This is a genomic window from Sphingobacterium siyangense (assembly GCF_023277505.1).
Classification (GTDB): domain Bacteria; phylum Bacteroidota; class Bacteroidia; order Sphingobacteriales; family Sphingobacteriaceae; genus Sphingobacterium; species Sphingobacterium siyangense.
In genome coordinates this window covers 4,790,138-4,814,952 of the sequence record NZ_CP080574.1, presented here as the reverse complement: position 1 = coordinate 4,814,952, position 24,815 = coordinate 4,790,138, and the positions used below count along the sequence as shown (strand labels likewise).

Sequence of the window (24,815 nt, the reverse complement as noted above, 5' to 3'; positions counted from 1 at the left end):
ATCCAAATAGCATAAAATTTAATTCTACCTAATTTACTAACGAATTGGATTAATATTACTTGACCTAAATCAATATTTAATATTGATCCTGGTTAATATTAGATACATTCATCTCGGTTTAGCTATTGGAAATTAAACGAAATCTGCAGCTCTTCTTCTTTATTTTCAACCCGATCATTAAAGGGTAATTTCTGTCGCATGTAATCTGGATTTACAATAGGTGCGAGACTGTCTTTCATAAACACTGAAACATTTTGCTGATCGACCTGTCTCATAATGTTGTCTACCCATTCTTTTTTAACCGTAATCTTACCTTTCCTGTTCCCGGTTTCAGGCCCGATAACAATCCATTTGATATCGTGCAGGTCAAGCTCTCCAAGATCATTTAGCAATGGCTCGAATGTGAGAAAATAATTTTTTGATTTGATATTGCTTCTCAATGAATCAATGCTGCGTTTTTCATTCTTTGCCGTAATAGTAGCACCGATCCATACATTTTGAAGGTCGGTCTGGAAATGAATCCGCTCTGGGAATTTTGTAAGAAATATAAAATCGTGCTGTGGAGAATCTTTGATGTAATCAAAAACAATTGTTCTCCACTCTTCCTGCCAATCGGAGAAATCGCTCATACTTGTCATGAAGTAGATTTGTGATTTTGTGGTTTGCCAGATCTGTTTTAAACGAAGCGGGCTGAACTCAGGGATTTCAAAATCAGCGGTGATTTTAAACCTGTTGTTAATTTTTCGTGCATAGCAATATACGCACCCCGCAGTACATCCATTTACGGGATTCAGGGTTTTTATCAGCTTACTTATATTAACAATTTCCATAATAAAATTATCTTTACTTTACTATGCAAATTTACGGACACAAGTAATCATCCTTCGCAGAACCAGATCAAGAAATAATGTTGATTTACGTCAATTTCCCATTAAAGGATTTCTAGCCCTTCGGCTCCTTAAACGACTGATAAACTCCGCTGAGACACCGAGATAGGATGCTATATGTACCTGAGGTATTCTATTGATAAGGTCTGGATGATTGGAAAGAAAATTGTAATAACGGTCCTCAGCCGACAAACTGATATTTTCCAACATTCGGTTTTGTAGGAGAACGAGGTTTTTCTCGGTGAGAATTCTAAAAATCCTGTCAAATTTTGGTGCGTTGAGATACAGCTTTACAATGTCCTCGCGACTGATTTGGAGTAATTCTGCATTTTCCAAAACATCAATGTTCAGCAACGATTTTTTTTCTTGGTAATAACTGTCCAGATCATTGATCCATGAACCTTCGGTAGCAAAAAGCAGGATATGCGGACTGCCATTTTCATCATCTTTATACATACGGAGACAACCGGAAAGTACAAAATTGAGATGCTGGCACACATCTCCTTCCTGAAGTACAAACATACGTTTCTTATAGGAACGCAAATGGAAGTATTGGCGGATCAATTCCTTTTCCTCTTGCTTTAAGGGAATGATTGAATTAAAAAAATCAATCATTATTGTAAATCTATCTTGCGTTTCCTGATACATAGGCTAAAAACTCTAACGGGTTAAACTTACATAAATGTACAAAATAATGGGGGATAATGTAATTCATGATATGAGGCATGTTAATTACCCTAAAAGGCATTTAAAAAACTGCCATCGTAAAAAGGCAGACTCTTGATAAGTACGATAAGAGATCATTTCTTTACAGAAAAAATGCCAAATTGATGACCTGAATTGTCTTATGAACGCGCAAAAGTAATGTTAGAGTCATCAGTCACAGGTCCCCTGACAAGTGCGTCGCCATTTTCTAGCGCTATTTTTATTTCTTTCTCAGCATCATCAACAAATACCTAAAAAACAGCATATTCCGGCTTTTTACCAGCGGTATGCATCACTCCTCCAGTAGGTATTTCATTTCCCGATTCAAGAATACCATCATTATTGATATCCCTGGCTTTCCAGATCAGGATTTGTTTTGAAATCCCGACCAAACAAGCACTATAGCTTCTCAAGATATCATCTAGAAATCACAATGTGCACGAAAACCTAAATCAATAGCACGCTTATGTAGCTATCAGAAATATATAGAGTGGTAACTTTGTAAGAAATTTTGGTACGACCCAATAGGAGGTAGGAATATAATTATAAATTGAATTTCAGATCGCCGTAAGTTGCTTTAGTTGAAGTGAACTTCTTAAAAAAATCCAAACAAGTAAATTTCTGAACAATGAAGTTCTTAACAAAAATTAGTTATGTTTTTATAGTACTGCTTTTGGTCATAAGTGGAAATACCTTTTCGCAAGAAAAAGCAGAAATTCCAGCAATAAACCCTCCAATTAATACAGAGTTATTGGGCAGCAACAGAGGACTGGCTTTTCAAATGATCATTGATAAAAAATTTAAGAGTATTCCTAAATTGGGAATTTTCAGCGTAACGTCCTTGGTGGGGGAATGGGATAATGATCAAATCAACGACTACATGACACAAGCCAGCCTGACTTATGAAGTTTTGAAAGGCTTAAAACTTGCCGGAGGTTTTCATGTAACGCCTGTGAAAGGTATGCGCCCCATAACCGGCATAATTTATACGGTAGCCAACCCGACTTGGTTGTTTGTTGCTAATTCGAGAATAGATTTTTCTAAAGACACCAATGTAGAAGGCCTGGTTTTAGTTGAATATAAGCCAAAGATTAATGACAAATGGCGTTTCTATTCACGACTTCAGGCTTTATATGAATACAATACCATCATCGACATGCAGACCAGAAGTTATTTGATGGCTCGTGCTGGGTTAAGTTATAACGAATTTTCTTTTGGATTGGGTTCTAATATAGATTATTATGGTCCAGAGAAACATAATGAAAACAGCTTTGGCGGTTTCGTTAGCTTTTTGCTTTTCTAACGGCGATAGATAACAATCACAATAATTTACAATTAATAAAAAATGAAAAAAATCACTTTTGCCTTTGTGTTATCGCTGTTTAATGTTTTTAGTCACGCACAAGACTTTAAATCGGATAATGTTCGCTATCAAACCATTTCGTGGAGCAATTTTTTTAAACGGCTGGAACTTAATCCGAAGCTTGTTTATTTCGATATAAGATCTGACGGCGAAAGAACCGATAACGGAAAATTACCAGCATTTAATCAAGGAAAAATAAAAGGTGCAATAGAAACCGATTTTGGTGATTTTGATAAATATTACCCCGAATATCTGAAGCATAAAAATGATACGCTTTATCTTTATTGCAGTCATAGCAAAAGGTCGAGGTACTTAGCCAAGCGACTGGCAGATAGCTCTTTTGTGAATGTGGTTAATATTAATGGAGGCTTATCATATTTTAATTCTCTTTCTGAAAGCGAAATGCCTTATAGAAGGAAATATTATACGAGTAACCTTAAATATGGGTTGGTTCCTCCAGCCGTATTTGCCAAAGCCTTCAACAACGAGAAATTCCAGATAATCGACATCAGACCCGATAGCTTGTACTTAGGAATGGCCAAAGCGGAGCGTGAAAACTCATTTGGAAAAATCAAATCAGCGCTTCATATTCCTTACGATAAGCTAAAAGACAATTTGAAATTATTGGACAAAAGCAAAACCATTTTGCTGTTCGATAATGATGGAAATCAAAGTCCTATTGCGGCAAATTATTTAATTGAGCAAGGCTACCAAACAACTGTTCTGATTTTTGGGCTTCAAAATATCATTAGTACTTATGCCAGCATAGAAAGAACGTTCTTGGAAACAAAATATCGAATGATTTTGTCTGAAGAATTACTAAAATTGTCCAATCAGAACAGCAATACAATTATCATTGATGTTAGGCCTGAAACGGAATTTGAGGGCACGGATAAGGTATTTTATAAAAATGTAGGACACCTGAGAAACGCCATAAATATGCCATTGGCTACTCTGAATAAGGAAAAAATAGCCAAATATGTGGGCAAGACTATTATCCTTTATGACAGGATGATGGAAGAAGAATTGTTTGCGTTTGCCAAGCGTTGCAAGGAGTATGGTGTAAAAGATTTGTATTTATTGACCGGTGGTATTTTCCAGTTTCAAGAGAACATTTACGACCATCAAAAATTGGAATTGAAAAATCTGCTAGATCAATAAAACCCGCCAAAGCTCCAAGATCAATATCTAAAATAAGGATGAAGTATTTTTTTACCGTATTTCTTCATAAGTTCTTTCTCCTAGTTTTTTTGTTCTTCTTGAAATAGGGGTATTGCAGCCTGACACACCACAGCAACCGGCATTCATCAAGGGCATCAATGAAAACAGACTGCCCAAACCCAAGAGCAACCATTCTTTTTGCATAATGCCCTGCACAATAATAAAAATGCCCAATGCTAACCGCAGCACCCGCATTAAATTCCAATTTCTTAAATATCTATTCATCTTCTTAAGCGTTTTGATTAGCTGCTTTAATTTAAGTTCTGACATGTAACAGCTTTGATGGTCAGATGAAAAGCGTTATGTGCTAAAATGCTCTTGCTCTTCTGCTTTGATTTTTAAACAGATATCTCCGGGATTTCCGCTACTATGCGAATTCCTATTGCGGATTCCAATAGTGTAAAATCCACGTATCCAGCTCTTTCGAAAAGTTTTTCCCAGCCATGTTTGCTACCTCCAGAATGTGGTGTGAAAGAACAGACCAACTTTGATCCCGGCAGCAGTACACGTCTGAGCTCGATTAATCCGTTCAACGGTTCGCTCCAAAAATGCATATTGTCCATCGCGATTGCACCATTAAAATAGTCATCATCAAAAGGTAGATTTGCTACAGTTCCTTTTAAAAGAGTGATTTTTCCTGAAACTATAGAATCTTTGTTACGCTCACTGGCAAGCCGATGCATTAACTCTGAAGGATCAATTCCTACAATGCTACCTTGTGATACCATTTTTGCCAAAGTTTCCAGACCTATTCCCGGTCCAAATCCTATTTCAATTACACGGTCTTCCTGCCCAAGGCCAAGAAGTGCGATAGCTTCACGAGCCATTGCATCACCTAAATCTACCATCATGTTGGCTCCTTTTTCGCCCGACTTGCCTTCTGGAACAACAAACATTCGGTACATATCTAACATCGTTTTGTTGATTTTTAGAAAGAAGAGTATTTGTGACTTATAAAGTTAATCACACTTACCATTAACCGTACAACTTTTTCCTTCTGTAATTTCTAACACAGATTCAGGATTGGATTTTCTCCATTCGGTAAAAGACTTGTTCAAAGTTTCTAAAAACGCCTCTGCTGGTTGTGCCCCGGAAACAGCATATTTTCTGTCGAACACAAAGAATGGAACACCCGTAACTCCTATATTTTGGGATTCCTGGATATCCTGAGCTGTTTCATGCTTGTATTTTTCGTCCTCTAAATTGGCTTTGATTTCGCTTTCGTCCAAACCGAAATCTTTACCCAATTGTGCTAAGGTCTCTGTATCAGCAATATTTTTTCCTTCAATAAAAAATGCTTTGAACAAACGTTCTTCAGCTTCGTTACCCAGATTTTTTGATTTTGCAAATTGTATCAACTGATGGGCTTTTAGCGAATTAACAATTACGGATTGATCTAAATGATAATCTAGTCCTACCTGCGTTGCCATTTGTGTTACATTAGCCAACATTCCCTGGACTTGCTCTACAGCCATTCCTTTTCGTTTTACCAAATAATCGGCATAGCTTTCCGTAGCAACGTTTGGAATTGTAGGATCCAATTGGAAACTTTTCCAGATTACTTCAATGTTTTTCTTATCTGCAAATTGTTCTAAAGCCGCTTCAAAATTTCTTTTTCCGATGTAACAGAACGGACAAATTACATCACTCCAGATTTCTATTTTCATTTAAGGGATTTTTTGTTTATTTCACCGTAACAAGTTAAACTTTTGGTTATAACTGTTTTTATGATACCAAAGTAGCTTCTAAACTAATTTCAACATTCAGAATCAGTCACATTAAACTGTCCTTTTCCTTCTTTAAAACTTCCTTGCCAAACGGCTTTAATCATTGTTTCCATAAACTTAATTTTACTAATATTTTATAGTACAAAGTTACCGGCTCTTAAAATTTCACACAATGGATATAGAACTCATTGTATAGGACATTTTACCCAACATTTAATCTTGGTTTGTTGTTATTGGGTGTTCTTCTTATCGGTGAACCTTCAAGTTCCTCGCATTAGAAACCATTGTCTCTCAAAATTTTAACAGTACATTCAGTGATTTTGTTTATACTATCTATACGCAAAATATTGTCGCAGTCTTCAAGGTCAAAATTCCATTTTGCAATTTCGAGATGTGTGTCAAGAAGTGGTTTAAGCGTTTCTATTTCTTTCCTGTTTGTCACATTTGTTTTAAATACCGAAATCATCTTTTGCCTTTTTGTTCGATTACAATTTTTTCAAGATCAGACCAAGCTCCGCCATTAAAAACATTTTTATATCCCTTTTCCTTTAAAATCGTTTCAACTTTTACACTTCTCAAACCGTGAGAACAAGTAGTGATGTAGGTTTTACTGGTGTCAAGTTCAATGTATCTTTCTCGAATTGTTCCTAATGGGATATTTATCGAACCATCAATATGACCTGTTTTATACTCATTTTCGGTTCGGACATCTAAAATTATTGCGCCATTTTCTATCTTTTCGGAAAGTCCGTTGTCAAGTTTTGCAAAGCGATAGGTGCGGTAAGAAATATAGATTAAAAGAATTGCACCCGCAATAATGTATATCGTTTTCATAGTTTGCTTAAAATTTTATGGTCAATGTAAAACGTTCCGAATGGAATAAAACAAGCCAAAATAATTTTCCAGGTCGTGGTTTTAAATTTCCAATTCTGCTCTACAGCTACACTTAAAGTATTGAAGAGGAATAGTAAGAATATAGCTCCGTGAATTGGTCCAAGAATCTTTGAAAAAGCTGGATTGTCAAAATAATGTTTCATCGGTGACGCAATAAAAATGAGCACCAGTAAGGAAACTCCTTCAAGAAAACCAATAATGCGTAATCTTCCGATTTTTGTTTTGAATAAATGTATCATACTATCTAAAATAAGGTCTGTTTGCTAAGGGTGAAAATGGCCACGGAATGGCGATGAAAATGATGATGAGGGAAACCGAAAACCAAACCAACATTGTTTTGAATTTATCGTTGTCAGTTGTTTTTCTTTTTGATAATGCAGAACCAATGGTAATTAAAATGATTGCGGTTAGCATTAAAATTAGGTGAAGTAGGCCAAAAAATGTAAGGTCTAAATTTTGGATGGCTTCATTGAAGTTTTGCCAAAAGTATTTGATTATCGGACTTTGGGTGTACAATATAATCCCAATTAGAAGCTGAATGTGTGCAATTGTAGCTGTCCAATGCCGAACGGCATTATCTGTTTTGGAAAATTGGGCGTTCGAAGAATAACCTCTGTATGCACGATAAATTGCGTAAACTATACTTGCTAAAACAAGCCAACGCATGATGGAATGGTAAAAGGTAAGTGTTTGAAACATCGTAAATTTTATTTAACGATGCAAAGATATTAAAAACATACTACTTAGTATGTTTTTATGTAAAATATTTTATCCTAAGCTATTTAGATAAATTTTTAGCTCTTTTAGATAGGAATGATAGCAGTCAGTATTATTATAAACCTTACCAAAATTTCTGATTCCCCAATATCCCGACATAATAAAATAGGCTACCTGCTGCGGATCTACACTACCTCTTACCTTACCATTTTCTTTGGCAATTTTGATACTATTTTCTATTGTTTGTTGCCATTCTAATGTAAGCTCTGCTAAAGCTTTTCCAAATTCTACATTCCAGGGTGTCATTTCCTGTGTTAAGTTTCCTGCCGGACAACCGTATTCTAATTTTAAAAACGGATTTTCAAGAAGTAATGCTTTCGTCATATCGTAAATTTCCCTGATTGGATTTTTAGCATTTTGCAATGGTTTAATGAAATCATTTTTCATTGTTGGTTTCAAAATTTCATTAATTATTGCCAAACCCATTTCATCTTTGGTTTTGAAATGATAGTAAAACGCACCTTTTGTAACTTTCGTCGTAGCAATAATTTCATCAATGCTTGTGGTTTGATATCCTTTGCTATAGATAATTTCAAACGCTTTTTGGAGAATGGTATGCCGTGTTGCCGATGCTTTTTTCATAAAAGATACTAGATAGTATGAATTACAAAGAACGTAAAAGTTTGCTAGGTCGGCAAATTGTCTTTATGAATACCCACTATTTGGATTGGATTTTATTTTGTCTTTCCAAAAATAAAATCCATTCTAGATACGTACTGATATAGCAATATTTGATTATTGTTGGATATCGATAAAGAATTCCCTCAGATAGAAAAAACATGCAGGAGTTTTTATCAAGGCTTTAATTATCATTTATTGTTTTTCTAAATTCAACCGGAGATTTTCCAGTCTGTATTTTAAAAAACCGCACAAAATAAGATTGGTCTTCATATCCGAGCTGGACAGCAATTTCCTTGATAGTGAGGTCGGTATTGACAAGCAATCTCTTTGCCTGCAGTATAATCCTGTTTTTGATAATGGTATTAGGCGATGTTCCTTTTTCATCTACAACTTTTCTGTACAAAGTTTTGGGACTGATATAAAGTAGTTCAGCATATTGTGCAACACTATGATGTCGATAATAATTTTCCTCAACCAAATGACTAAATCTTCTAGTTATCGCATCCTCTACTGTTCCCAATCCTTTTTGTTCAGGTGACCTAGTAAGCCACGCTCTACTTGCTGTGATGATCAACTCCTTCAATTTTGTTCTTGTCATTTCTTCTGTCCAGTAATCATCCTTATTCAATTCCTGCTTGATCTCGTCAGCAATCCTGCTGAATGATCTATTTTCGTCATCAGTTAATGTAATGTACGGTGTTTCAAAAACATTGTTGAACAGAATTCCGTCACAGGTCAGCTCTTTGTCGTGGAAGGCAATACAATAAAACTCGGGATTGAAATAAATCAGTGCTCCTTTACTATTATCCTCAATTTGGAAATGTTGTCCGACACTGAAAAAAAATAAGGTATCCTGCTCTGTTTTATACTCAACAAAATCAGTAATTACGGAACTTCCTGCTTGTGTGTAAAGAATGATGTAGCAGTCGTTCGATTTTCGGCACGGCAGCGAAAAACCATCCATTGGACTAGTGGTGTCAAAATCTAAATAACCGATTTTCTTGTTTCCAAATGACTTTAAAATTTCCATAAACAGATCGCTATTGTCGATGGAACTACGTAAAATTCTCCATTTACAATTAATTACTCGCTTTAAATATAAAAATAAAGGACGATAGAGCATTAATACTACCGTCCTAGTGCATTAAATTATTATAAGTTTACTTACCAAAAAACTCATCATCTACCGACTGGTCATCTGAGAATGTCCAAACCTGAACGATTTTTCCATCTTTTACTTCGAAAAGATCAAGACCGCCCAGATCCATAATTTTAGTTTCTGTTTTAGCGGTAAACCAAACCGGAACTGCTACCAGATTTCCACTTTCCAACATTGTTCCGTTTGGTCTAACATGCATATTTCCTGATGTATGGTTCATTATACCTTGAAACATTTGGATAATTTCATTGAGATTATTCTTCAATCCGGCAAACTGATTATCACCCGGTTGACACCACTTGGTTTCTGGAGTAAATGATGAAAGTGCTTTTTCTAATTCTCCTTTGCCCAATGCCTCAAAGTATGAGGCAACAACTTCTTTCGCTTTCATATATAGTTTGTTTATTTGATGAAATAATTTTTATTCTCGTTTGCCCATTCTGCTAACAAAGTCATTTTTACAGGAAGCTTTTCCAGTATTTTGTTCATTTGAGGATTAAATTTTGAAGGATATTCTGTTGAATTCTGTAGCATTTCATAAAATGCTGCAACACTGTTTGCGCCAGCTTCTCCTACGAATGGCTTCAATATATCACCAAATTCTTGAGGTTTCTGTGCATAATAAACAATTTCTTCCCCTACACCTTCAGAAAACTTTGATGCTAATTCATCCCCTTTTAGATTTTCTAACCCACTGACTTTAAAACTATCTGCTTTTAAATCTTCATTGTAAATAGCTTCAACCACAAAGGCACTCACATCTCTCGATGCAATCCATCCAATCGGCATTGCCTCAGGTGTAGGATAAGCTAATTTCTTTTCATTTTTTATAAAAGGGGCACAGAATGCTCCCATCATATTTTCCATATAGATGGTAGGTTCGATGATCACGTAATCTAATCCACTATTTTTTAAATAATCCTGAACATCCAATTTTACATCGTCTACAGGAGAACCAATTTTTTGAGCCTCTATCCAGCCGCTTGTATTCCAAACGATTTTCTTTACTCCATTTGCTTTTGCCGCATTGATTACATTTTTTGAATATTCCAATCCGTCAAAAGGGTTTGGCAGGGATACAGGAATCATATAAGCAATTGCATCGATGCCTTTGGTAATTTCATTAATTTTATCAGCATCAGCTAAATTTGCCAAAACCGGAGTAGCTCCTGCTTGAGCTAATTTTTCAAAACTCTTTTCTGAGCTAGTAGCAGCAATTACTTCTGCACCTTTTTTCTTTGCTTCGCCTATCACGTTGAATTGTTGTGAGCCTGTAGCTCCAAATACTAATATTCTCATTTTCTGTTTATTTTTATGATAACTTCTACGAAAATAAACTATTACTTACCTTTGCACAAGTACTTACCTATGCGTTTGGTACTTACTAAATGGTTAGAATTATTGATTATCAATGGAAAAAAACTTAAGAATAAATCCACCTTGCGACGATAACTGCCCTGTTAGAGCGTCTTTAACTTTACTTGGTGGTAAATGGACATTAATGATATTGTTCCAAATCAACGAAGGTGTAATGCGGTATGGGGAATTGAAAAGGGCTGTTACTGGTATTAGTGAAAAAATGTTGATTCAGGAATTGAATATGCTGGTTGAGAATAAATTAGTCATCAAAAAGGTCTATCCCCAGATTCCTCCTAAAGTAGAATATCAGTTGACGGAATTGGGATTAAAAACTTTACCAATCGTAGATAAGCTGGCAGAATTTGGATTGGAGAACTTGGTTTGACGAAGCCCTCTCATACACTGATTTGTAATATAGACCGACTTCCATTCCGGACTGGCTACATTTGGATACCCTGTGTATCGCTAAATGAGAAATAGAGTAAATTCTTATTATTAACTTTTAAACTTATTTTAAATGATACAATTACAAATGATTAACAAAGCTAAATCAATAGCTCAACAAGACGAAAATGTTTCCGCAGTTTTAATGTATGGTTCGTTTACGAAAAATGAGGGCGACCAATATTCTGACATCGAGTTTTATATCTTTCTAAAAAGCAAAGAAAATTTTTTTGCCGAAAAGTGGGTAAATCAGATTTATCCGACAGCGTTATATTTTACGAATGAATATGGCAGTGAAGTTGCAATTTTTGAGAACTTGATTAGAGGCGAATTTCATTTTTTAACAGTAAATGATATTGACGTAATAAAATCTTGGGAGGGCGTTGTAGCGTTCAGTGATTTTGACCAAATGAACTTGATTGACAAAGACGGTTTTTTGATTGAAACACTTAATCAAATAAAAACAAAATTGCCTAACCGAATTACAAATGAGAATATCTTATTTTTAAGTCAATCATTACTAAACGTATTATTGACAACAAATAATTTGATTAAAAGACAGGAATACGCTCACGCTTTCCAAAGTCTGTCAAATATACAAAAGTATTTACTCTGGCTTATCAGGATAGCAACCAAGCAAACCCAACATTGGGAAAGCCCGACAAAGAGCTTAGAGAAAGATATTGACAAAGAATGGTATTCAGAATTTAGATTGACAACATCTGATTTGGATACTGACAATTTAATAACAGCGTTTCAAAATTCATTAAGCTTATCAAAAAAACTGTTTGATGAGTTAAGTGTTGCAAAAAACTTAAAACGGTTGCTAAATAGAATTGGATAAAATCCCATTCTCAAAACAAAGGTTTTCAGTAAGTTGTCGAAATCTTTGTTATTGATTTTGTGGGAGACAAAGTAATGAGATACTATTTTTAGGTTTTTCCATTTGCATTTAATTAAAAACAAGTAATTACCAAATTGAAGCCATCTAAATGACAACATTTTCAACAAGTGGTTCATCGGGCGGTTTTGGATTGCCAAATACAAGAACATTCGTAATTGCTTCCCACCCTTTCCCCAATCAATCTGTTGTAAACAGAGCATTACAGCAGACCTCCCAAGTTATAAACAGCGTACAATATCGGAATTTAGAAACATTATACGGCAATGATATAACCAGAGTGATAAAAATCTTTGTATGGATTTGAGAGAAATAAATATTGTATAATTACTATGAGCTAACGGAATCTCGTTGAAATACAAAGCAATAAGCACGTTGTCAAATCGTTACCTGACTTTTTTGATAATCTCTATAAAAGCCTTGTATTCAGTTGATCCAGCTTTTCCTGAAAACTTTAAAATATAAATTCTCTTTAAAGCGATTATGAATACAACCGTATCTCCCTAATATAGATTCGTTAACGCTACTTATGCACGAAAACCTAAATCAATGGCACGCTTATGTTTATGCTCGGGAATATATAGAGTGGTAACTTTGTGTGCAATTATTGGTATAATCTGATATAAGGAAAAAATATATGCAGTCTTTCAAATTTCTTAAAGCAGCGCTTTTGCTTTTTAGTATTTCTGTCTTTCATTCTTGCATTAACCAAAACAAGGACAAAGATGATCTTCCTATTATGGGTGAGAAGGAAATTGTTTTGGTGGAAAAAGATGGTAAAAAAGCTAACGACACAATATATCACACTATACCTGCATTCCGTTTTGTGGATCAGGACAGCGTGTGGGTTTCCAATGAGGATGTTGCTGATAAAATATATCTGGCAGATTTTTTCTTTACCCGTTGTCCAACGATATGCCCATTGCTCGCCAAAAACATGCTCATTATAGCAAAAGAATTTGAGCATGAAAAACGGTTCGTTATTTTATCCCATACCATTGACGATAAACATGATACGCCAACTGTTCTTCGGGATTATGCAAAAAAAGTTGGAGCGCCATTAAATTGGAGGTTCTTAAATGGCCCTCAGAATGCCGTTTATAAGATTGCAGGTAAAGAAGGTTATTTTTCTTATGCAGAGGAGAACCCCGATGTCCCTGGAGGATTTGACCATAGCGGCGCATTTACATTGGTAGATACCAAAGGCCATGTTAGGGGTGTTTACGACGGTACGAATGAAGAAGATGCAAAAAAAGCAATAGTAGATATCCGGAAATTATTGACACAACTGTAAACGTTTAAACCAAATTGAAAAAGATCGTATCTTTCTTACTCCTTATTGTGCTTGCCTACCAATGCCTGGGAAGCATGGGTGTATTTGTGTGGTTTGAAAGTAACCGATCTTTTATTGCAGCAAATCTTTGCGAAAATAGAGCCCGACCTGAAATGCATTGCAATGGTCAATGTGTGCTCATGAAAAAGCTCAAAGCACTCGACGAGAAATCTTCTGAAAAAGACCTTCCACAAAATGTAAAATATGAGACTTTCATATGCCTGATGCAGGATTTCATTATAATGCCGGAGCAAATGTCGATCTGCGTGAAAAACACCTATGTAACTTATTATAACGCTTACTACAGCTTTATACATTTTAAAAACAACTTCCGCCCACCTCGATTCAAAGCCTAGTTGATTCACATAAAATTACTTGTGCTATGTTGACCTAAGGTGCATTATCCTGATGGCTGTCAACATAGCGATTTTGGCATTGAATAAAATCGAGAATGAAATCAGTTTACTTTGTAAAAGTATCCATGCTATTAGGCATTGCGTCTATGGCTTTGGTATACAGTTTAACCGGGTGCGGAAATAACACGCAAACCGACGAAAAAAATCCTGTCGACACGGCAGGTGCCATGGTGGACGTAACCACCTTGACTAAGATTGCGGATACGACCTTAGCGCAGAACAAGGTTAGCGTATTTGTGCAAGATAGCCTAACGAGCAAAAACGAAACAATTTATATTCAGGTCACCGACCTCGATGGAGATCCCACGACGGACGCCCATCTTGACTACGATGTCGTCATGGACATGGGAATGGTGTCGCATGGTGGGCCATATTACCCACCAGTCGATCTGGGTAATGGATTATACAAAGCCGAAGTTGTCTTTATTATGGCCAACATGAATGATATGGGTAAAGGCTGGATGTTGAATGCCGTACTTAATAAAAAAGATACGCTCTCTTTTCTCTTGCCCGTCTCAGAGGCGACGCCTGCACGGACTATTCCCGTAGGCACTAAAGATGACGGTCGTGTGTTCGTTAGTCTATTGTTGCCTGATGAGGCAAAGACAGGTACCCAACCTATTGACTTCACGCTTCACAAGATGGATCACAACCATTTTCCGCCATTGGATAATTATACGGTCGAGATAGAACCTCTTATGCCCGATATGGGCCATGGTTCTCCGAACAATAAAGCTGCCACAAGCAAAGGTGATGGACGCTATAGCGGAATGATCAATTTTACGATGAAAGGTCATTGGAAGATTAAAGTGAATCTATTAAAAGGTGGAGAAAAAGTATCACAGGAGGAGTTGGTATTTCCTGTTGAGGTCAGATAAAAAACGAATCAATTACTACAATAATTAGAAAAATGAATAAGCAAAACCTATTTTTTGCAGCTGCAGCTGTGGCTGCACTGGTGTTCACATCCTGTGAAAAAACTGAAATTAAAGAAGTTGAAAAAATTGTCTACGCGGATCAGGCAGGATCTTTGGCCCTGACCTTTGATGCCCGGTACGGTGAGTCAGATTTTGAACTGAATAAAAGATATCCCTATCAACTCGTCAACGCCAGTGGGACTTATGATCTAGATTTCGAGTTTAACCGTCTCCGTTACTGGGTAAGCAATGTCAAACTGGTTGATAAAGATAATAAAGAACATGCCATACCGGATTCCTATTATCTGGTGGAAGAAACTAACGAAATAGTTGTACCACATTTGGTCAATGGAGAGAAGTATCCGGCTACCAAGCGCGAAGAAGTGATGATCAAGGAGATCCCTTTTGGCGAATACAAGGCCATTAAATTTTCTATTGGTGTAGATAAAAAATACAATGATAATATTACCCTGACCGCAGGGGAACTAGGTTCTCTGAACGGAATGGGTGTCAGTGATGGCTGGATGTGGTTCACGAGTTACAAATTTTTGACCCTGGCCGGTACTATACATTGGGCAGACGGGGCACCAACTTCGAAGGCAATGTCGTGGGAAACAGGTTCCAACGAACTGTTTGATGGCGCTGAAAAAACTATAGAACTGGCTACACCATTGAAAGTTGATGCTCAAAACTCGGCAAAAATCACTTTGGACGTGAATGTCAAAGAATTGCTATCAGCTACCGATCAGCCATGGACCAACAACAGCATTAGCCAAAGTAAAAAAGAACTGATGATAGCTTTTCGCGATACTTTCTTAAGTAAATCGTTAACATTCAAAGAAGCGGGTTCGGTTTCTGTGGAAGCAAATTAATGTCTGTAAAGCTAAGAAATAAACATATCACTGGAGTCTTCGTCCTTTTGGTGGGGTTGTTCGGCGTATTATCCTGTTCAAAGGATGATGACCTACCCATTACCGGCGAGGAGGAGATTCCTTTTGCCTTTCGTCAGCCTGTATTTTTTCCCAAAGCAGTGGAATCCGCTATTGATCCCAAAACGGGTCTGCCCTCAAATCCTCTGACCAAAACGGGAGTTGAATTGGGCCGGAGACTCTTCTACGACCCGATTCTGTCTGCCAACAAGCAGGTTTCCTGTGCAAGTTGTCACCACCAAAGCAAAGGCTTTTCCGATGGAGTGGCTATTACTACAGCCGGTGTATCGGGTAAGCCTCTGGAGCGGCACTCACCTACGTTGATCAATCTTGCGTGGACAGACAAGGGCCTTTTTTGGGATGGCGGGTCGACCAATCTGGAGTCGCAGGCATTTGGTCCGCTGACACATGCAGATGAGATGGGCATGTACCTACCCGTGCTGGTGGAACGGTTGCGGGCAGATGCTACTTATGTGGAGCTATTTCACAAAGCATTTGGGGAACTGCCAAGCGAGCATCGAACAGCTATGGCGCTATCGCAATTCCAGCGGATGTTGATCTCGGCAGATGCTCCATACGACTTATACCGTCGGGGAGAGCAGCTGGACGCGCTATCTGCCGACCAGCTTCGCGGACTGAATCTGGTTCGCCAAAAGTGTGGCTCTTGCCACGCAGGGGAATTATTTACGGATAATGATTTCCACAATAATGGGATAGACGATGATTTCTCGGACGGATCGCATGAGGGAATTTATTGGGGCAGATACCGTATTACCTACAGTCCACTGGATTTGGGTGCTTTCAAAACCCCCACGCTGCGTAATGTGATGGTGAGCGCACCCTATATGCACGATGGACGGTTTAAAACGATAGATGAGGTACTAAATCATTATCGTTTCGATATTAAAGATACCCCTGTTACAGCTTCGGTATTATACCAGAACAATGACCGGGTCGGCATACCCATGACAGACAAAGAAGTCGAGGACATTAAGTCCTTTCTGAATGCGTTGACCGATGAGACATTTTTAAAAAACAGGGAATTTTCAAGTCCTTTTAAATAATTGATATGAAATATAAAATGATAAAAAGAAACTGGAAGAATATGGCGACCGCACTTATAGCGTTTTGCTTTTTCCTATCGGCCTGTAAAAAGGATGACGATATTATTGACGAAACTAAAATGGGCGATTTCTCTATTGAGTTTGACCATATCGTTGGGGAAGACCGATTATATATCGACCCTAACTATCTGTACCGAAATGCAAAGGGCGAGCAATTCAGTATACGTATCCTGATGTACTACATCAGCAATATCAAGCTTTACAAAGCTGATGGAAGTAGTTATACCGTTCCGCAGGACGATAGTTATTTTATGGTAGATGGATCAGATCGAACGACCCGTTTTACAAAGGTCAAAGTGCCGGAAGGAGATTATACGAAAGTTGAGTTTATGATCGGCGTCGATCAGGAAAGAAACATGATGCCTATGGAACGAAGAACTGGGGTGCTTTCCTTCAATCCGGGAGAAGGCCATGCGGGTATGTTCTGGACATGGAGCCAGGGTTATATCTTCTTCAAACTGGAAGGGAATAGTGACGTGGTAACAGATGATCAGCAAGGTGACCCTACTGGTAATAAACAATTCAAATATCATATCGGAGGTTTCGGTTATCCTTTTGACGATCCGGAAGCAATGAACAATATCAAAGTCATTACAGTTGACCTGACCAAAACCAGTGGGGACCATCTGGCGCATGTGAGAACAGACTTAAGGAGCAATGTCCATTTGATGGTTGACCTGATGCAGATCTTTAATGGCCCGTATAAGTTGAGTATAGCGGATAAACCTAACGTTATGTTCAATAAAGAGGATAGTGGGAATATCGCGGGTAATTTTGAATCCCTGTTTACGCATGACCATACCGAGAACTATGTGCGAAGTGAAGAGGAGCTTTCCTCGAATTAATAAAACAAGGAAGAGATGAAGAAAATAATAGTTATTACCACGATTCTTGCCCTGATATGGGCCTGCAAAAAAGGAAATGACATTTTGGAGGACGAGGAGATATTCTTTGGATTTGTACAGCCTTCCAATTTTCCGAAGCCTGCCTATGACCTTTCCAGAAATCCGGTGACAAAGGATGGTTTTGAATTAGGGAAAAAGTTGTTTTATGAACCAAGGCTTTCGCGAAACAATACAATCGCCTGTGGGAGCTGTCATATACAGGGCGCTGGATTTACACACCACGGTCATGACGTAAGTCACGGGATTGATGACCGGCTCGGGACACGTAATCCCATGCCGATTATGAACTTGGCTTGGCACAATGAGTTCTTTTGGGATGGCGGTGTATTTGATCTCGACCTGTCAGGGGTAAATGCTATCCATAGTGAGGTGGAGATGGACGAGACGGTACCCAACATCCTACTCAAATTAAGGGCACGTCCGGAATATCCTGCGCTGTTCAAGAAAGCTTTCGGTACGGAGGAGATTACAGATGTGTTGTTTTTTAGGGCCTTATCGCAATTTATGCTCATGGCTACCAGTAGTGATTCCAAATACGACAAAGTGATGCGTAAGGAAAAAGGTGCTTCTTTTTCAGAATCGGAAAAACGGGGTTATCTGTTTTTCCAGAATAACTGTGCGAACTGCCACAAAGAACCCTTGTTCACGGATCTTAGTTATCGTAACAATGGTATACGTCCCAATAGAAGTAATGACAAAGGAAGAGCTATTGTAACGGGTAACGTAAAGGACGAATACAGATTCAAGGTACCCTCTTTAAGGAACCTTTCCTTTACCGCGCCTTATACACACGACGGACGCTATCTGACCGTTAGCCGTATGCTCGACCATTATCGCCATGATATGGTAGATTCACCGACATTGGATCCACTGTTCCGTCAATCTAACGGCACATTGGGCATTGCCATGACCGAGGATGAAAAAACAGATTTAATGGCCTTTCTGAAAACACTGGAAGACCCTGCCTTTTTGTCGAACAAATTACTTTCAGAACCATTCGGCTCTGATTTTATAGTCAATTAGCTATTAAAATATGAGAAAGAGAATAATACTATCGATTTTTTCCGTTGTCGCACTTTTTGCAAACATACCCATGTCAGTAGCCTGTGATGTATGCGGCTGTGGTGTTGGAAGCTACTACTTGGGCATCTTACCGAACTTCAACAAACGTTTTGTCGGTTTACGATACCAACAGAATAGACTACAGACCCACCTCGGCCCTAACGGTATCCGTACACCAAATTCAACGAATGAAACCTATCGTACGATGGAGCTTTGGGGCGCATGGAATTTCGGAGAACGTTGGCGGGTAATGGCGATAATTCCGTATAGTTTTAATGAGCGGACTATTGGTAACAACAGCTTGGAAACCGGAAAGAAGAACGGGCTTGGTGATATTGTTGTTATGGGGCATTACAAACTTCTGGATGATGTCCGTACGACAGGAAAGAACAAAATTCTTATGCAGTCCTTATGGGTGGGGGCAGGAATCAAGGCGCCTACCGGTAAATATGATACCAGCGAACAATCCAGTGCAGAGATGGGTGCTCCGAATAACTTCCAATTAGGAACGGCGAGTACAGATTTTATGATCAATGCGGCTTACGACATTCGTTTGATGGATGCCGGACTCAACGTCAATGCAACGTATAAGATCAATACAGAAAATAAACATGATTATCGCTATGCCAACAAATTAACGATTAATGCACTTGGATACTATAAGTTCAATATAAAGAACAAAGTACGTATTTCTCCTAATGCAGGTGTGCTATATGAAACACAGCCAAAAGATGTGCTTTATAACCGCTTTGACGTTACCCAGTCTGGTGGACATTCTACGATGGGAATTGCAGGTGTTGAGATCAATGTCGGGGCAATCTCTATTGGCGGAAATTTTCAGACTCCGATCAACCAAAAGCTCGCAGATGGACGTATAAAGGCTGAAAATCGTTTTATGACCCATGTATCATTCTCCTTTTGATTTCACCATTAAAATAAATAGATATATGAAAAGATTAAATATAATATTAGCCGTTGGTCTTCTCGCTACAGCTATTGCATGCAACAACAATTCGAAGACAAACAGTTCAACAGCTCCACCGGAGACAAAAGCAGACCAACCTAAAGAAATGGTCGTCCACGATTACCTTAAAGAAGGCAATAAAGGGATCGGACCTATAACGTCATTTACACAACCTGAATTTGACCAGACTGTTGCAGATGAAGGAAATAAACTTTTCATCGTGAAGTGTACGATGTGTCATGAATACAGCGAAAACAAGCTTGGCCCAGCTTTGAAAGGTGTAACGAAGAAAAGAACACCGGAATGGATACTGAATCTGCTATTAAATACACAGGAAATGTTTGATAAGGATCCAGATGCACTTGCCATAAAAGACGACTTCGAAAGTATGATGGTCAGTGTTGGCCTAAATGAACAGGAAGCAAAGTCTATACTGGAATATTTAAGACAGGAAGATGCAAGAACGAATTAGGAACTAAAATCCATTTATCATGAAAACAACAAATAGAAGAGATTTTGTTAGAGGTAGTTTAACACTGGCTACCGGTTTATTGTTAACCAATGAGACATTTGCAGATAGTACGCTAGGATCGAAGGTAACTAGCAAATTCAAATTTGAGAAGGCAAGCCTGAACTATTCCTATAATGAACTGGAGCCTGTCATCGACACGGCTACTATGGAAATACACTATGTGCGTCACTACGGGACATATATCACCAGTGCGAACGAAGCCATTATTTCGGAAAACGTATCGGCAGCTCATGTAAAGGATTTGTTTTCCCGTATATCGAACTATTCTACGAAGCTCCGCAATAATGCGGGAGGAGCATTTAACCACGAACTGTTCTGGTCTATTCTCCGTAAACCAACAGACAACAATGTACCAACAGGACAGCTTGACCAAGCGATTAGAAGCAGTTTTGGATCTTTCGACTCGTTTAAAGAACAATTTTCTAAAGCCGCATTAGGACAGTTTGGCTCGGGATGGGCATGGCTGGTAAAAGACGGCAATCAATTAAAAATTGGTTCGACACCCAATCAGGACAATCCTTTAATGAATGTGTCGCCATTCAAAGGTACTCCAATCTTGGGACTCGATGTGTGGGAACATGCTTATTATCTGAACTATCAGAACAAGCGGGCCGACTATGTCGATAAATGGTGGGAGATTGTAAACTGGGAGCAGGTGGAACATCTATATCGTACATCCAAATAAAATTAATTATACACAATACAATAAACAAATGATCAAAAAGAGTTTTTTTTCTATCGCATTATTGACAATGATGGCATCTTGTTCTAAGGACACAGAACTTGTGGAAGTAGTTGGTGGAAATCTTTCCATCGAATTTGACAATGTCGTAGGCAACGAGGATTTTGCGCTTGATAAGGCTTTCGACATTGATGGCAAGACCTATACATTTAATAGTTTTAGATATTGGGTAAGCAATATTCGATTACAAAAACAGAATGGTGAATGGATCGAAATCCCAAACTCTTATTACCTGATCGAGGAAACTAAGGACATTGCTATTCAGGATGGAGCTTATACCTATCCTGCCAGAAAGCGGGAGCAGATAGACTTACAAAACCTGCCTATTGAAACCTACACCGCAATCGAGTTCGGTATCGGTGTCGATAGTGAACTTAACGACAACCTCAGTATAACCTCAGGTGAACTGTCCGCTATGACAGGTATGACAAATATCTCGTGGATGTGGCACACGAGCTATATCTTCAGTTCACTAAAAGGTATGGCAGAGGACGGTACAACTAAGATCGTTAAGATTGAAACAGGACTGAACGATAGTTATCGAACAGTGAAGCTCGATTTTAAAGCTCCCGTTAATCTTGCCCGGGCAATACCATCAAGAATTGAGTTTAAAGGTGATGTACTTAGCCTTCTCGGTTCCTTTGACACTTGGCAGACACCTGTTGTCGGAGCGCAGCAACAAGATGAGATGAAGGCAGTATCAGATAATTTTTCCACTAAATTTTTTACGCTAAAATAATTATACAACGATGTTGCTTAATATCAAACCATTTATATTTACCGCTCTAGGGATAGCATTATTATTTATAAGCTGTTCGGACGACAGCCCGTTATTAGAATCGGAGCCCGAGCCCGAGTTGCCGTGCCGTGTGAACTTTTACACGAGCAATTGGTATATGGGAGATCGATCTGGAAATCCAGCGCAAACACCGTTCGGTTATGATGCGCAAGGACGCGTTATATTGGCTCCAGTGGGAAACAATCAGATTTCTTTCGAATATTATGATGACAGCGTGATTCTGAAATATGCAGGAGAAGCTCCCAACACTGTAACCGACTACTACTCATTAAATGAAAACGGTCTTATTACTCACCTTAGGCGTGTATGGATGGCGCCTTGGGAGACCGAAGCCAAAGATTATCTAGTACTGGATTTTGTATATGATGAAAAAGGATACTTGTCTCGCATAAAAGAAGAAGACAGAGAAGTTTTGTTTTCATATGAAGACGGAAATTTGGTCAATATCCATGATGGACTCAATGGGAATGATGAGGATATAAAGCTTACCTATTATGCCAATACGGATTTCTCTAATCTTCCAATCCACAGCACCACCCCGATTTATCATATTAGTTCATTACACAGAACACCTACACCAATATTTAATCCGGTCGGAATGGCCGTTCTAACATCCGGCGGATACTTTGGTAAGTTTCCGAAAAATCGTATTAAGACTATTGGTACATATGAGCTGTCATACGAAGCAGATGACAAAAACAATATAAGTAAACTAAAGGAGGTGAATTCGGCTGAATCAATCGATTCGATGGTTTATCATATCGAACATACTTGCTTTTAATCTCTCTTTACATGAAGGAGTAAATGACCATTGTAAAAAATTGAGATTCACAGGAAAGTTATTTCCTGCGTTTTTTGGAGAATTGGAGTAACTTGCCAGTTACTTTTTCAATATAAAGGACTCATAATATGGATTAATTAATTAGTTGTTTGAATTGGTTAATGATAGTGAAATCTAACCGATCAAATACAAAATAACTATCATGTAGATTGGTCATAAAATTAAGTAAAAAATATTGGCGCGCAGACGCTACAGAGCAAAGAAAACTGGTGATTTCTTAATGATACAGGGAAACAAGTGCAGGCCTGCACTTGTTTCCCTGTATTAGGTATTACCGACATGATGCTCAACTAATTTACCCCCGAGATTATCCAGATCTGGTGTTGACGTCCAGAAACTACCTCAACCTGTTCGCCTGATTCGGCCTAATATGCACATCAAAGTTGCAAAATCTCTCCATATTACTTTATTTTTTAGTTCATTATAAATGATAATGAGGAGGGGCGAGGTGGCCGTCATTTTTATTGAACGCGATTAATATTCCCGATTTTTATGTAAGTTTGGGATATAAACCGAAATTTTTTGTGGACCTAATAACAATCTGGAGATAAATGTGCTATGGCATCTATTGAAATAAGTAAAGATGTTTTAGAAGCTATTGGCTATGGAGATCATAGTGCCTTTAATCTGTTTTACAAGGCCTATTACCCAGTTGTCTTACGCGTGGTTAAGCGGTACCTTAAAATAGATGTTTTAGTTGAAGACGTTGTACAGGAAATTTTTACGAAAATTTGGATCGAAAGAACCAAACTTATCCGTGTTGTATCGCTTGAATCCTATTTATTCATCGTCGTAAAAAATTATACACTCAACTATTTACACAAAATTGCAACAGATCGTATCAAACAGCAGCGTATTTTAGAAAGTTTTGAACTTGGTATCAATAGTGTCGACCAACATGTTCTTGATAAAGAATATCAAGTAAAGCTTCAGGAGATACTCAATAGATTGCCGACCCAAACAAAGCGGGTGTTTGAGCTCTGTAGAGTTGAAGGGAAAAGTTACGAAGAATCTTCCAGAATGTTAGGTGTCTCCAAAAGTGCAATCAAAAAGCATATGATCCGGTGCATCAATACCTTGAAAAAGTATTTACAGCATGATCTGAATTTACCCCTAGTCCTGTTTTTCCTCCTGAAATCAATTCTATAGAAAAAAAATGAAAAGAGGGGTGGCCTCTTTTCATTTTTTTTTGTCTTTACTTCTATAAGCAATTATGGAAGACCTCGATTTTTATAAAACATTAATATGCCGTTACCTCAGTGGGGCCGCTAGCCGTTCTGAAGTAGCGCTATTTTTTAGACTATTGGAATCCGGTGAATTGGACCCTTTGATAGAAGATCAATTAAGGTATGATTTGAGGCAAGAGCTATCCACTATTCGTAAAAGAAACAAGGAACGACGGATACGCTGGCAAATTGGAATAGCTGCGAGTATACTGCTATGTGTTACTTCTTTGTGGTTTTTCTTGCCGCATAACGAGACCCCGAAAGCGGAACGTACAAACTTGGTATCCACTACGAAAAATGTTGCTTTAGGTCAGATCGATTCCGTCTTACTTTCCGATGGGACAAAAGTTTGGCTCAATGCTGGTTCAAAAATAGAATATCCCGAAAAATTTGATGGGGGGGAGCGAAAAGTTAAAATAAGCGGGGAAGCATTTTTCGATGTGACCCACAATGCAAAGGTACCTTTTGTGATAGAAACCGAACAAAAGCAAGTCAAAGTCTATGGAACCTCCTTTAATGTTAAATCATATAAAGATGAAAAATTTACCGTTGCGGTAAAAAATGGTAAGGTGGGTGTAAAAGAGGTTAATAGTGACAAAGAATGGCTATTAACGAAAAATGACCTGATCACTTATAGTGAAAAATCAAAGGCGATTTTGTTGAGAAACCAAAATTTAGAAACAATACTGGCATGGAAACAAGGTGATATCGTTTTTGATGGTAAAAGTCTTGCTGAAATCCTGCCTGCCATCCAAAGAAAATACAATATTAAAATTAAGTTAAGTCATCCGAATATTGGGAAACTTCAAATGATCGGCCGCTATAAAAATACATCATTAAGTACACTTTTAGAGGCCATGAAGTTTTCCCTAAATATTGGGTACGAGAAAAAAGGGGAGCTTGTTTTAATAACCACGCAAGATCGCTAACTAATACACCAACATTATAAACCTTATTAAGATATGTA

31 protein-coding genes are annotated in these 24,815 nt (G+C 38.0%); 18 read left to right on the top strand and 13 right to left on the bottom strand.

The genetic code is table 11. From position 1 onward, the window contains the following. Positions 1 to 122 precede the first annotated feature (122 nt). The 3 genes from K2F45_RS20295 to K2F45_RS20285 all read right to left on the bottom strand — a co-directional run bounded on the left by K2F45_RS20295 (position 123) and on the right by K2F45_RS20285 (position 2,005). A complete protein-coding gene (locus K2F45_RS20295; protein WP_248932289.1) occupies positions 123 to 830 on the bottom strand; it encodes a DUF5131 family protein in 708 nt (235 codons plus the stop codon). 90 nt (positions 831 to 920) lie between these two features. Continuing rightward, entirely contained in the window at positions 921 to 1,502 is a 582-nt protein-coding gene (locus K2F45_RS20290; RefSeq protein WP_248932288.1) for a Crp/Fnr family transcriptional regulator, read from the bottom strand. 341 nt (positions 1,503 to 1,843) lie between these two features. Further along, entirely contained in the window at positions 1,844 to 2,005 is a 162-nt protein-coding gene (locus K2F45_RS20285; protein ID WP_248932287.1) for a hypothetical protein, read from the bottom strand. Between the two features lie 215 nt (positions 2,006 to 2,220). On the opposite strand from K2F45_RS20285, the gene K2F45_RS20280 reads away from it, so the two are divergent. Both K2F45_RS20280 and K2F45_RS20275 read left to right on the top strand, forming a co-directional pair. Further along, the gene (locus K2F45_RS20280) at positions 2,221 to 2,895 is read left to right on the top strand and encodes a hypothetical protein (RefSeq protein WP_248932286.1); all 675 of its coding nucleotides are present in this window, start codon (positions 2,221 to 2,223) and stop codon (positions 2,893 to 2,895) included. Between the two features lie 42 nt (positions 2,896 to 2,937). Next, positions 2,938 to 4,116, top strand: coding sequence for a rhodanese-like domain-containing protein (locus K2F45_RS20275; protein ID WP_248932285.1), 1,179 nt, complete (start codon positions 2,938 to 2,940; stop codon positions 4,114 to 4,116). Between the two features lie 51 nt (positions 4,117 to 4,167). Here the strand turns inward: K2F45_RS20275 and K2F45_RS20270 are convergent, their stop codons facing one another. The 10 genes from K2F45_RS20270 to K2F45_RS20225 all read right to left on the bottom strand — a co-directional run bounded on the left by K2F45_RS20270 (position 4,168) and on the right by K2F45_RS20225 (position 10,653). After that, positions 4,168 to 4,401 (bottom strand): hypothetical protein, encoded by a 234-nt coding sequence (locus tag K2F45_RS20270; protein ID WP_248932284.1) that lies wholly within the window; start codon positions 4,399 to 4,401, stop codon positions 4,168 to 4,170. 113 nt (positions 4,402 to 4,514) lie between these two features. Beyond that, positions 4,515 to 5,090 carry a class I SAM-dependent methyltransferase gene (locus tag K2F45_RS20265; protein ID WP_248932283.1) on the bottom strand — a complete coding sequence of 192 codons (576 nt, stop codon included), beginning with the start codon at positions 5,088 to 5,090 and terminating at the stop codon, positions 4,515 to 4,517. A 45-nt stretch (positions 5,091 to 5,135) separates the two neighbouring features. After that, positions 5,136 to 5,843, bottom strand: a complete 708-nt coding sequence (locus tag K2F45_RS20260; protein WP_248932282.1) for a DsbA family oxidoreductase — start codon at positions 5,841 to 5,843, stop codon at positions 5,136 to 5,138. 522 nt (positions 5,844 to 6,365) lie between these two features. Continuing rightward, positions 6,366 to 6,737 carry a rhodanese-like domain-containing protein gene (locus K2F45_RS20255; protein WP_248932281.1) on the bottom strand — a complete coding sequence of 124 codons (372 nt, stop codon included), beginning with the start codon at positions 6,735 to 6,737 and terminating at the stop codon, positions 6,366 to 6,368. Beyond that, the gene (locus K2F45_RS20250) at positions 6,734 to 7,036 is read right to left on the bottom strand and encodes a DUF3817 domain-containing protein (RefSeq protein ID WP_248932280.1); all 303 of its coding nucleotides are present in this window, start codon (positions 7,034 to 7,036) and stop codon (positions 6,734 to 6,736) included. The genes K2F45_RS20255 and K2F45_RS20250 overlap by 4 nt, the downstream gene beginning before the upstream one ends. A gap of 1 nt (position 7,037) precedes the next feature. Then, on the bottom strand, positions 7,038 to 7,496 hold the full coding sequence (locus tag K2F45_RS20245; protein ID WP_248932279.1) for a hypothetical protein: 459 nt from the start codon (positions 7,494 to 7,496) through the stop codon (positions 7,038 to 7,040). A 69-nt stretch (positions 7,497 to 7,565) separates the two neighbouring features. Next, positions 7,566 to 8,156, bottom strand: coding sequence for a TetR/AcrR family transcriptional regulator (locus K2F45_RS20240; protein ID WP_248932278.1), 591 nt, complete (start codon positions 8,154 to 8,156; stop codon positions 7,566 to 7,568). 220 nt (positions 8,157 to 8,376) lie between these two features. Further along, on the bottom strand, positions 8,377 to 9,225 hold the full coding sequence (locus K2F45_RS20235) for a helix-turn-helix domain-containing protein (protein WP_248932277.1): 849 nt from the start codon (positions 9,223 to 9,225) through the stop codon (positions 8,377 to 8,379). A 130-nt stretch (positions 9,226 to 9,355) separates the two neighbouring features. After that, a complete protein-coding gene (locus K2F45_RS20230) occupies positions 9,356 to 9,745 on the bottom strand; it encodes a nuclear transport factor 2 family protein (RefSeq protein ID WP_248932276.1) in 390 nt (129 codons plus the stop codon). Between the two features lie 11 nt (positions 9,746 to 9,756). Next, positions 9,757 to 10,653, bottom strand: coding sequence for an SDR family oxidoreductase (locus K2F45_RS20225; RefSeq protein ID WP_248932275.1), 897 nt, complete (start codon positions 10,651 to 10,653; stop codon positions 9,757 to 9,759). 112 nt (positions 10,654 to 10,765) lie between these two features. Between K2F45_RS20225 and K2F45_RS20220 the strand changes: the two genes are divergently transcribed. From K2F45_RS20220 to K2F45_RS20145, 16 genes are all read left to right on the top strand, one after another. Continuing rightward, complete coding sequence (locus K2F45_RS20220; protein WP_248932274.1) at positions 10,766 to 11,098, top strand: winged helix-turn-helix transcriptional regulator; 333 nt, start codon at positions 10,766 to 10,768, stop codon at positions 11,096 to 11,098. Positions 11,099 to 11,230: 132 nt separating this feature from the next. Then, positions 11,231 to 12,001 carry an aminoglycoside 6-adenylyltransferase gene (locus K2F45_RS20215; RefSeq protein WP_248932273.1) on the top strand — a complete coding sequence of 257 codons (771 nt, stop codon included), beginning with the start codon at positions 11,231 to 11,233 and terminating at the stop codon, positions 11,999 to 12,001. 694 nt (positions 12,002 to 12,695) lie between these two features. After that, the gene (locus K2F45_RS20210; protein WP_248932272.1) at positions 12,696 to 13,352 is read left to right on the top strand and encodes an SCO family protein; all 657 of its coding nucleotides are present in this window, start codon (positions 12,696 to 12,698) and stop codon (positions 13,350 to 13,352) included. Between the two features lie 14 nt (positions 13,353 to 13,366). After that, positions 13,367 to 13,747, top strand: coding sequence for a hypothetical protein (locus K2F45_RS20205; RefSeq protein ID WP_147430527.1), 381 nt, complete (start codon positions 13,367 to 13,369; stop codon positions 13,745 to 13,747). A gap of 95 nt (positions 13,748 to 13,842) precedes the next feature. Then, positions 13,843 to 14,685 (top strand): FixH family protein, encoded by an 843-nt coding sequence (locus K2F45_RS20200; RefSeq protein WP_248932271.1) that lies wholly within the window; start codon positions 13,843 to 13,845, stop codon positions 14,683 to 14,685. 32 nt (positions 14,686 to 14,717) lie between these two features. After that, positions 14,718 to 15,596, top strand: a complete 879-nt coding sequence (locus tag K2F45_RS20195) for an MbnP family protein (protein WP_248932270.1) — start codon at positions 14,718 to 14,720, stop codon at positions 15,594 to 15,596. Then, complete coding sequence (locus K2F45_RS20190; protein WP_248932269.1) at positions 15,596 to 16,717, top strand: cytochrome-c peroxidase; 1,122 nt, start codon at positions 15,596 to 15,598, stop codon at positions 16,715 to 16,717. Before K2F45_RS20195 ends, K2F45_RS20190 begins: the two co-directional genes overlap by 1 nt. A 5-nt stretch (positions 16,718 to 16,722) precedes the next feature. Beyond that, positions 16,723 to 17,622 (top strand): MbnP family protein, encoded by a 900-nt coding sequence (locus tag K2F45_RS20185; RefSeq protein ID WP_248932268.1) that lies wholly within the window; start codon positions 16,723 to 16,725, stop codon positions 17,620 to 17,622. A 15-nt stretch (positions 17,623 to 17,637) separates the two neighbouring features. After that, complete coding sequence (locus K2F45_RS20180) at positions 17,638 to 18,705, top strand: cytochrome-c peroxidase (RefSeq protein WP_248932267.1); 1,068 nt, start codon at positions 17,638 to 17,640, stop codon at positions 18,703 to 18,705. A 10-nt stretch (positions 18,706 to 18,715) separates the two neighbouring features. Next, positions 18,716 to 19,666 carry a transporter gene (locus K2F45_RS20175; protein WP_248932266.1) on the top strand — a complete coding sequence of 317 codons (951 nt, stop codon included), beginning with the start codon at positions 18,716 to 18,718 and terminating at the stop codon, positions 19,664 to 19,666. A gap of 25 nt (positions 19,667 to 19,691) precedes the next feature. Next, complete coding sequence (locus K2F45_RS20170; protein ID WP_248932265.1) at positions 19,692 to 20,180, top strand: c-type cytochrome; 489 nt, start codon at positions 19,692 to 19,694, stop codon at positions 20,178 to 20,180. 19 nt (positions 20,181 to 20,199) lie between these two features. Next, positions 20,200 to 20,925, top strand: coding sequence for a superoxide dismutase (locus K2F45_RS20165; protein WP_248932264.1), 726 nt, complete (start codon positions 20,200 to 20,202; stop codon positions 20,923 to 20,925). Positions 20,926 to 20,953: 28 nt separating this feature from the next. Further along, a complete protein-coding gene (locus tag K2F45_RS20160) occupies positions 20,954 to 21,721 on the top strand; it encodes an MbnP family protein (protein ID WP_248932263.1) in 768 nt (255 codons plus the stop codon). Between the two features lie 10 nt (positions 21,722 to 21,731). Beyond that, the gene (locus tag K2F45_RS20155; RefSeq protein WP_248932262.1) at positions 21,732 to 22,562 is read left to right on the top strand and encodes a DUF4595 domain-containing protein; all 831 of its coding nucleotides are present in this window, start codon (positions 21,732 to 21,734) and stop codon (positions 22,560 to 22,562) included. 618 nt (positions 22,563 to 23,180) lie between these two features. After that, complete coding sequence (locus tag K2F45_RS20150) at positions 23,181 to 23,771, top strand: RNA polymerase sigma factor (RefSeq protein ID WP_121126632.1); 591 nt, start codon at positions 23,181 to 23,183, stop codon at positions 23,769 to 23,771. A 64-nt stretch (positions 23,772 to 23,835) separates the two neighbouring features. Further along, a complete protein-coding gene (locus K2F45_RS20145) occupies positions 23,836 to 24,777 on the top strand; it encodes a FecR family protein (protein WP_248932261.1) in 942 nt (313 codons plus the stop codon). The last annotated feature ends 38 nt before the right edge of the window (positions 24,778 to 24,815 follow it).

Coding starts and splice junctions, on each gene's coding strand:
- K2F45_RS20185 (WP_248932268.1), top strand. CDS start 16,723: ATGAAATATAAAATGATAAAAAGAAACTGGAAGAATATGGCGACCGCA.
- K2F45_RS20240 (WP_248932278.1), bottom strand. CDS start 8,156: ATGAAAAAAGCATCGGCAACACGGCATACCATTCTCCAAAAAGCGTTT.
- K2F45_RS20200 (WP_248932271.1), top strand. CDS start 13,843: ATGAAATCAGTTTACTTTGTAAAAGTATCCATGCTATTAGGCATTGCG.
- K2F45_RS20265 (WP_248932283.1), bottom strand. CDS start 5,090: ATGTTAGATATGTACCGAATGTTTGTTGTTCCAGAAGGCAAGTCGGGC.
- K2F45_RS20180 (WP_248932267.1), top strand. CDS start 17,638: ATGAAGAAAATAATAGTTATTACCACGATTCTTGCCCTGATATGGGCC.
- K2F45_RS20225 (WP_248932275.1), bottom strand. CDS start 10,653: ATGAGAATATTAGTATTTGGAGCTACAGGCTCACAACAATTCAACGTG.
- K2F45_RS20150 (WP_121126632.1), top strand. CDS start 23,181: ATGGCATCTATTGAAATAAGTAAAGATGTTTTAGAAGCTATTGGCTAT.
- K2F45_RS20195 (WP_248932270.1), top strand. CDS start 14,718: ATGAATAAGCAAAACCTATTTTTTGCAGCTGCAGCTGTGGCTGCACTG.
- K2F45_RS20270 (WP_248932284.1), bottom strand. CDS start 4,401: ATGAATAGATATTTAAGAAATTGGAATTTAATGCGGGTGCTGCGGTTA.
- K2F45_RS20290 (WP_248932288.1), bottom strand. CDS start 1,502: ATGATTGATTTTTTTAATTCAATCATTCCCTTAAAGCAAGAGGAAAAG.
- K2F45_RS20155 (WP_248932262.1), top strand. CDS start 21,732: ATGTTGCTTAATATCAAACCATTTATATTTACCGCTCTAGGGATAGCA.
- K2F45_RS20295 (WP_248932289.1), bottom strand. CDS start 830: ATGGAAATTGTTAATATAAGTAAGCTGATAAAAACCCTGAATCCCGTA.
- K2F45_RS20230 (WP_248932276.1), bottom strand. CDS start 9,745: ATGAAAGCGAAAGAAGTTGTTGCCTCATACTTTGAGGCATTGGGCAAA.
- K2F45_RS20275 (WP_248932285.1), top strand. CDS start 2,938: ATGAAAAAAATCACTTTTGCCTTTGTGTTATCGCTGTTTAATGTTTTT.
- K2F45_RS20280 (WP_248932286.1), top strand. CDS start 2,221: ATGAAGTTCTTAACAAAAATTAGTTATGTTTTTATAGTACTGCTTTTG.
- K2F45_RS20215 (WP_248932273.1), top strand. CDS start 11,231: ATGATACAATTACAAATGATTAACAAAGCTAAATCAATAGCTCAACAA.
- K2F45_RS20175 (WP_248932266.1), top strand. CDS start 18,716: ATGAGAAAGAGAATAATACTATCGATTTTTTCCGTTGTCGCACTTTTT.
- K2F45_RS20250 (WP_248932280.1), bottom strand. CDS start 7,036: ATGATACATTTATTCAAAACAAAAATCGGAAGATTACGCATTATTGGT.
- K2F45_RS20260 (WP_248932282.1), bottom strand. CDS start 5,843: ATGAAAATAGAAATCTGGAGTGATGTAATTTGTCCGTTCTGTTACATC.
- K2F45_RS20210 (WP_248932272.1), top strand. CDS start 12,696: ATGCAGTCTTTCAAATTTCTTAAAGCAGCGCTTTTGCTTTTTAGTATT.
- K2F45_RS20255 (WP_248932281.1), bottom strand. CDS start 6,737: ATGAAAACGATATACATTATTGCGGGTGCAATTCTTTTAATCTATATT.
- K2F45_RS20190 (WP_248932269.1), top strand. CDS start 15,596: ATGTCTGTAAAGCTAAGAAATAAACATATCACTGGAGTCTTCGTCCTT.
- K2F45_RS20160 (WP_248932263.1), top strand. CDS start 20,954: ATGATCAAAAAGAGTTTTTTTTCTATCGCATTATTGACAATGATGGCA.
- K2F45_RS20145 (WP_248932261.1), top strand. CDS start 23,836: ATGGAAGACCTCGATTTTTATAAAACATTAATATGCCGTTACCTCAGT.
- K2F45_RS20220 (WP_248932274.1), top strand. CDS start 10,766: ATGGAAAAAAACTTAAGAATAAATCCACCTTGCGACGATAACTGCCCT.
- K2F45_RS20235 (WP_248932277.1), bottom strand. CDS start 9,225: ATGGAAATTTTAAAGTCATTTGGAAACAAGAAAATCGGTTATTTAGAT.
- K2F45_RS20165 (WP_248932264.1), top strand. CDS start 20,200: ATGAAAACAACAAATAGAAGAGATTTTGTTAGAGGTAGTTTAACACTG.
- K2F45_RS20245 (WP_248932279.1), bottom strand. CDS start 7,496: ATGTTTCAAACACTTACCTTTTACCATTCCATCATGCGTTGGCTTGTT.
- K2F45_RS20170 (WP_248932265.1), top strand. CDS start 19,692: ATGAAAAGATTAAATATAATATTAGCCGTTGGTCTTCTCGCTACAGCT.